Below are 7,393 nucleotides of genomic sequence, written 5' to 3'. Positions count from 1 at the left end.
CCCGCTTCCACCCCCTGAAAACAACGGACCCGCCGACAGCCATTCGAAGAAACGAGATCGTATCTCTGTCGTGTAGATCGCCTGCCCGCCGGGTTGCTTTCAAGGTGGGTCCGTCGCCGGAAGCAGAGCAACCGGCTCGGTTCAATGGGAGGCCCAGACGTGCCGGACCCGGGCGAGCACCGCGTCTCGAGAGTTCTCCTGACTTCACCACTCCTACCCGACCCCGGGCAGGGAGACTCCGGGCAGCTGGGCGGAGAAGCTGAAAGGTTTCCCCTGTCGCCGGTGCAGCGCGCGATGCTGCTGCACAGCATCAGCGCTCCCGGCGAAGGCGTCTACATTCTACAGAAGCTGCTCACCCTGCATGAGAAGATGAATCAGGCGGTGTTCGAGCAGGCGTTGCGAGAGCTCTTCGACTGGCATCCGGCGCTGCGGACCACCCTCCATGCGGAGCATCCGGACGGCCCGATCCAGGTCGTACACGAAAACGTCCACGTCACATTGCACAAGCAGGACTGGCGGCAGCTGGACGCGGCCGTGCAGCAGCGCGGCCTGCGCCAGTACCTCGTGGAGGACAGACGCCGGCCCTTTGACTTCGCGGCCGGCCCACCGATGCGCTTCGCCGTATTCCGCACCGGGGACGACGAGTACGAGTTCATCTGGACGACCCATCACGCGCTGATGGACGGCCGGTCTCTGCTCATGGTGCTCATCGAGCTGTTCGCGGTGTACGACGAGCTTCTCGTCGGGCGCCGGGCCACGTTTGCCCAGCGGCGCCCGTACAGGGACTACATCGACTGGCTGGCCGAGCAGGACGTTGCGGTGGCGGAGTCGTTCTGGCGCGCCGATCTCGCGGGTCTGACCGAACCCACCCCGCTCGTCGTCGACACGGTCCGCGCTCTCGGCCCCGGTGAAGAGGTCCTGGCGGCGACCCGGACGGAGCTTTCCGAGGACGTGACGGCGGTACTGAAGCTGCTGGCCCGTGAGCATCAGGTCACCGCGAACAACTTCGTCCAGGCCGCATGGGCGGTCCTTCTTCGGCAGCTCAGCGGTCGTGATGACGTGGTGTTCGGTACGACACGGGCGGGCCGTGGGTTTCTCGAGGGTGCCGCAGAGATGCTCGGTCTCTTTCTCAACACGGTTCCGTTCCGGGTCACCGCACCGAGCGCGACGAGCGTGGTCGAACTCCTCGGGCGGCTGCGGCGGCACCAGCTGGCGCTGCGCGGTTTCGAGCACACGTCGCCAACCCGCATCCACGCGTGGAGCGACATACCGGCCGAGCTGCCGCTGTTCGACAGCGTGGTCGTTTTCGACAACTACCTGCCGGCAACAGTGCTGCGGTCGCTGGGAGGTGCCTGGGAGCACCGGGACTTCCGGCTGGAAGAGCAGACGAACTACCCACTCACCCTCGATGCCAACCTCGACGACCGCCTCATCCTCAAGCTCGGCTACGACCGGCGCCGCTTCGAGGACCAGGACGTGGTGAGGATGCTCGCGCACACGCGTCGGCTGCTGGAGGCGATGGTGTCCGCTCCGCATGCCTCACTTGCCGCACTCCCGCAACTTGCACTGGGGGAACTGGTCGGTCAACGCAGCGCCCCGGGTGGGGACGGGCCTGCTGGCGCGGTCCTGCTGCGGCAGACAGCAAGATCGGCCCAGGCCCGGAGCCACGCCCATACCCAGGAGCAGGACGAGGACGAGGCGTATGAGAAATATCAGGCATACGAGGCGTACTGGGTGCAACGTCTGCTCGCCGCGGAGCCGCTCGACCTGCCTTACCGTGATCCGGCCGCGGGCCTGCCCGAGCGCTATCGGGACGTCCGCATTCCCGTCCCAGCCGGTCTTCTGGGCAGTGGGCGGGTCGGTGACGGCTCGCGTCGCGGCGGATCCGAGTGGCTGCTCACGGCTCTGCTGTCCTTCCTGGCACGCCTGGCCGGCGAGGACGGGCTTGACGTCGACCTGCGGTGGGAGGGCAATCCCGGTGGCTCGGGTGGCTCGGGTGGTGCCGGTGAGGTGTTCGCACACCATCTGCCGTTCGACGTGCCCCCTCTCGGTGAGAACCGAAGTTTTGCCGACCTTCGGGCAGCGGTGGCCCGGCAGCTCGACCTGCTCGGCAGCCGGGGTACGTACCTGCGCGACGTGTGGATTCGCAACGGGAAGCTGCGCACGCACGCCCCCTGGGTCGAATGTGGCATGCCGGTTGCCGTCGAGCTGGTAGAGGATCTCGATGAGGTGCCCAGGCCCCGGCCCGCGACCGTCCTGCTCGTCCAGATCCCGCGCGGGGCGGATGAATATCGCTGGCTGGTCGCTGAGGACGTCCTGCAACCCGGTGCCGCCGACGCGATGCGCGCGATGTTCGTCGCGTTCCTTGAGGCCCTGGCGGGCCAAAGGCGGTACGATCATGCTTCTCCCGCGCCGCCGGAGGTCCAGGTCCCTGGGGCGTTGACCGGTCCCGCAGCAGCCGATCCGACCCGGATCCCGCTGGTGTCCCCTGACGACAGGCAACGCGTACTTGTCACCTGGAACGACACCGACACCGACTACCCGCGCGACAGGTGTGCGCACCAGTTGTTCATGCGGCAGGCGCGTCACCGGCCCGAGGCGCCAGCCGTCATTTTCTCCGATCGGATGCTCACCTACGGTGAACTCGACCGGCGGTCGACGCAGCTCGCTGCCTTCCTCGGCCGCCAGGGCATCGGTCCCGGCGGCCTGGTGGGCATCTACCTGGAACGGTCCGAAGAGATCGTTGTCGCCGTACTCGGCGTGATGAAGTCCGGAGCGGCGTTCGTGCCACTGGACCCGGTGTATCCACCCGAGCGCATCGCCCACATGCTCACCAGCTCGCGGTTGCCGCTCCTGCTCACCCAGACCAGTTTGGAGCCCGACGTCCAGGGCTGCCCGGCGACCGTCGTCACGCTCGACCGGAGCTGGGAGGTGATCGCAACCCCCGGCGGCAGCGCGGGTGAGACGGGTGAGGAGAGTACGGGTGAGGAGAGTTACGACCGGGCGTCACCCGAAGGCCGAGCATATGTGATCTACACGTCGGGGTCGACCGGCCGGCCCAAGGGCGTCCAGGTCGGTCACGGCGCCCTGACGAACCTCCTGTGCTCGATGGCGCGGACCCCGGGTTTCACCGAGGATGACCGGCTCCTGGCGGTGACAACGGTCTGCTTCGACATCGCCTACCTCGAGCTTCTCCTGCCGCTGGTGACGGGCGGGCAGGTCGAGGTGGCACCCGCCGATGTCACCGGTGACGGGTTGGAGCTGTGGAGCCGGATCGAGCGCAGCCGCCCGACGGTGATGCAGGCGACCCCGGCGACCTGGCGGATGCTGATCGACGCCGGCTGGGACGGTGATCGCAGCCTCACGGTTCTGTGCGGGGGCGAGCCGCTGGCGGGCGACCTCGCGGACAGCCTCCTCGCGCGCGCCGCACGGGTGTGGAACCTGTACGGGCCGACAGAGACGACCATCTGGTCCTCGGTCGACCTGGTGGAGCCCGGCGGGCCGGTCACGATCGGACGACCGATCGCCAACACCCGGTTCTACGTTCTCGACAGGTGGCAGCAGCCGGTGCCGCCCGGTCTGCCCGGCGAGCTGTACATCGGTGGCGACGGCGTGGCCGCGGGCTATCTCGGGGAGCCGGAGCTCACGCGCGCACGATTCGTCCGCAACCCGTTCGTCCGGGACGCGTCGACGGTCGTGTACCGGACCGGTGACGTGGTGCGCCACCTGCACGATGGCCGGCTTGTGTACCTCCACAGGGCCGACCACCAGGTCAAGCTGCATGGATACCGCATCGAACCCGGTGAGATCGAAACAGCGCTGCGTGCGCACCCCGGGGTCGGCGATGTGGTGGTCTGCCTGCGCGAGGACACGCCCGGCAAGCGGAAGCTGGTCGCGTATGTCGTCCCGACCGAGCCCGGCGCCGGCCCGCCGCCGGAGGAACTCCGCCGGTACCTGAAGGCACGACTACCCCTCTACATGGTCCCGGGGATGTTCATGACCATGACGCGCCTGCCGCTGACAGCGAACGGAAAGGTCGATCGTCGGTCGTTGCCCCCGCCGGCCGAGGCGTCCGTGACCGGTTTCGGTGCGGGCCGGGTCTCGTCCCCCACCGAAGCCGAGGCTGCTGCGCCGTATGTCGATGTGATTGCCGCTATATGGCGCAGCGTCCTGGACGTCGAGCAGGTCGGGATCGATGAGAACTTCTTCGACGCCGGTGGTAACTCGCTGCTGCTCATGCACGTCCTGATACGGCTGCGGGCGGAACTGTCCGAGTCGCTTACCCGCGTTGACCTGTTCACCTATCCGACTGTGCGTGGGCTGGCGTCCTACCTGTCCGCATCGGCTGCGGGCCGGTCCGGCGACAGCCGCGACACCGGTGCCTCAGGCGATACCGGTGCCTCAGGTGATGCCTCCGCTGATGACGGTGCCGGCGGGACGTACCCGGCCGAACGATCCGGTCGGCGTGACCGCACGGCGCTCGCGGAGCTGCGACACAGACGCCTTGAGCTCAGGTTGCGACGGCCCCCGGGCACCTGATGTGGCCGGGGCCACCCGATGTGGGCCTGGTGGCGAGATAGGCGAGGTATTCGAGAACTCGGCTGGGAAGGTGAGGAATGGTCCGCTGCAAGGTCTGTTCGCTGAATGCCGGCCATCCCGGTATTTCGATCGACGACGACGGGGTGTGCAATCTGTGCCGGCTCGACGTCGCGGTCGAGCTGGTCGAGAACTTCACGTACGTGTCCAGGGTGTACGAGGAATTCACGAACAGCGGGCCCAACCAGCGTGGGCCGCATGACTGCCTCCTGATGTACAGCGGTGGCAAGGACAGCACCTACATGCTGGACAAGTTCGTGAACGAATACCACAAGCGGGTGCTTTCCTACACCTTCGACCTGCCGTTCGAGAGCGTCCATGCCGCCGCGAACATCTCTCTCGTCCGGGAGAAGATTCCGGCCACCTTCGTCATCGACACCGACGAACGGATAAAAGACGTGATGCGGGAGGTTTTCAACCGGCCGACCCCGGCGAAGCCGGGCAAGTACCTGGACGAGAAGCTGCCGTGCGTCTCGTGCCGGTCGTTCTTCGTCATCCGGGCGATCCTGTACGCGTGGCAGCACGACATCCCGTACATCATCCTGTGTGCCGACCCGCAGCAGATACTCACCATGGAGTCGAACGTCCGGAAGATCGTGAAGAGCTTCTACCGGACATTCGGCCGGACCCTGACCGACGAGTACTTCCAGGGCGAGCTGGAACGGCTGCTGTTCGCCCCGGAGAGCGAGCTGCCTAAGATCGTTTTTCCGTTCGTCGCCCTACGGGACGAGTACGACCCCGACCGGATCGTCGCGGAACTGAAGGAGAAGGGTCTCTACCGGTCCTCACCGTACGAGACCCATTGCACGCTCTTCCCGCTGCTCAACTACTATTCGTTCAAGAACTGGGACTGCATGTTCTACAAGCTGAACGCGTCGAGCTACCTGCGGGCGGTCAGCCGGAACAAGGACTACGACCGGTCCACCTACAGTGTCAGGTTTCCCCGGTCGGTCGACGTCACCGAGCTCGAGGACCGGCTCAGGGCGATCGTCTTCGAGATCGCGACGGGGGAGGGGGATCCCGACGCGCACGAAGATGCGCTCGTCGACCTGTTCAAGCGGCTGGACGCCACCGAGGACGCCGCCCGGTACGTCGCCCGCAGCTTTCTCGACATGCGGACCGTGGCCGCGGACATGGGCATCCGAATCGACTAGCCGGCCGAAGGGCGCGCGATGGTTGTTTTCTTCGCGTGTCCGGAGGCCCCGAGCGGAAGAGAGCCGATGGAACAACAGGACGACGTCCGGGATTCCGACATCGCGATCGTCGGGATGGCCTGCCGTTTTCCCGGTGCCGACACCCTCGAGGAGTTCTGGCGGAACCTGTGTGCGGGGCGCGAGACCACCACCTTCTTCACCGACGGCGAGTTGCTGGCGGCCGGGGCGAGCCCCGAACTGGTGGCGGACCCACGCTATGTGAAGGCCGGGCAGATCCTCCCCGACGTCGAGATGTTCGACGCCGAGATCTTCGGTATCACGCACGAGGAGGCCGAGCTCCTGGACCCGCAGCAGCGGCACTTCCTCGAATGCTCACTTGCGGCACTTGAACACGCCGGTTACGACCCGGACACCTACCCGGGTGTGACAGGTGTCTACGCCGGTGCCGGGTTGAACACCTACCTCCTGCACAATCTGTCGGAACGCTTCCGGTCGGGGACGACGCTGGAGCGCTACCGGCTGATGCTGGCCAACGACAAGGATTTCCTGACGACGCGTGTGGCCTACAAGCTGAACCTGCGCGGACCGGCCGTGAGTGTGAACACCGCATGCTCCACCTCGCTCGTGGCCGTGCACATGGCCTGCGTGAGTCTGCTGGGCGGAGAGTGCGATCTGGCGCTGGCCGGTGCCGCCCACGTCCGGGTGCCACAGGTCGAGGGCTACCTCTTCCAGGAGGGGATGATCCTGTCGCCGGACGGTCGTTGCCGGGCCTTCGACGCCGGGGCGCAGGGCACGATCGTCGGTAGCGGCGTCGGGGTCGTCGTCCTGCGGCGGTTGACCGACGCACTCGCCGACGGTGACTGGATCCACGCGGTGATCAAGGGTACCGCGATCAACAACGACGGCGACGCAAAGACCGGCTACACGGCCCCGAGCGTGCCCGGCCAGGCCGCCGTCATCGCCGAGGCACAGGCTCTCGCCGGCTGCGGCGCCGACACGATTTCCTACGTCGAGGCCCACGGCACGGGAACGCCGCTCGGGGACCCGATCGAAATCGCCGCCCTCACCCGGGTGTTCACGCCGCGGGCCGCGGCAAGTGGTCGGTGCGCGATCGGTTCGGTCAAGACGAACATCGGTCATCTCGACGCCGCGTCCGGGATGGCAGGGCTGATCAAGACGTCGTTGATGCTGCGGCACAGGCGCCTTGTGCCGAGCCTGCACTTCGAAAAGCCGAACCCCGACATCGACTTCGACAGCGGCCCATTCTCCGTCACCACGCAGCTACAGCAATGGCCGGAGTCGGGTGCGACCCCGCGGCGCGCCGGCGTGAGCTCGTTCGGTATCGGTGGGACCAACGCCCATGTGATCCTCGAGGAAGCCCCGGTGCGCGAGCCCGTCGCCGCACCGCCGGACGGCTGTCAGCTCCTGGTGACCTCTGCGGGTTCCGCCGCGGCGCTCGAGGAGGCGACGGAGGAACTTGCCCGCCATCTGGCCGCGCATCGCGACACGCTCGACCTCGCCGACGTGGCCCACACCCTTGCGGTGGGGCGCCGGGCACACGCGTACCGACGGGCACTGGTGTGCTGGGACGTCCATGACGCCGCCCTGACGCTCATGCTCGGGGAACCGGGCCGCGTCGTCAC

Annotated in this window: 3 protein-coding genes; all 3 read left to right on the top strand. The window is 67.1% G+C overall.

Features of this window, described 5'->3' with window-relative positions; translation table 11 throughout:
• The first annotated feature begins 144 nt into the window (after window positions 1-144).
• Window positions 145-4,539, top strand: a complete 4,395-nt coding sequence (locus DD1DGNOD_RS20665) for a non-ribosomal peptide synthetase (RefSeq protein WP_131770863.1) — start codon at window positions 145-147, stop codon at window positions 4,537-4,539.
• A 77-nt stretch (window positions 4,540-4,616) separates the two neighbouring features.
• Window positions 4,617-5,750 (top strand): OzmP, encoded by a 1,134-nt coding sequence (locus DD1DGNOD_RS20660; RefSeq protein WP_131768164.1) that lies wholly within the window; start codon window positions 4,617-4,619, stop codon window positions 5,748-5,750.
• A 66-nt stretch (window positions 5,751-5,816) separates the two neighbouring features.
• Window positions 5,817-7,393: type I polyketide synthase (locus DD1DGNOD_RS20655; RefSeq protein WP_131770862.1), on the top strand; the 1,577-nt coding region annotated here is incomplete at its 3' end.

Source organism: Candidatus Protofrankia californiensis (assembly GCF_900634765.1).
GTDB lineage: Bacteria > Actinomycetota > Actinomycetes > Frankiales > Frankiaceae > Protofrankia > Protofrankia californiensis.
This window is presented reverse-complemented; position numbering and strand designations above follow the sequence as displayed.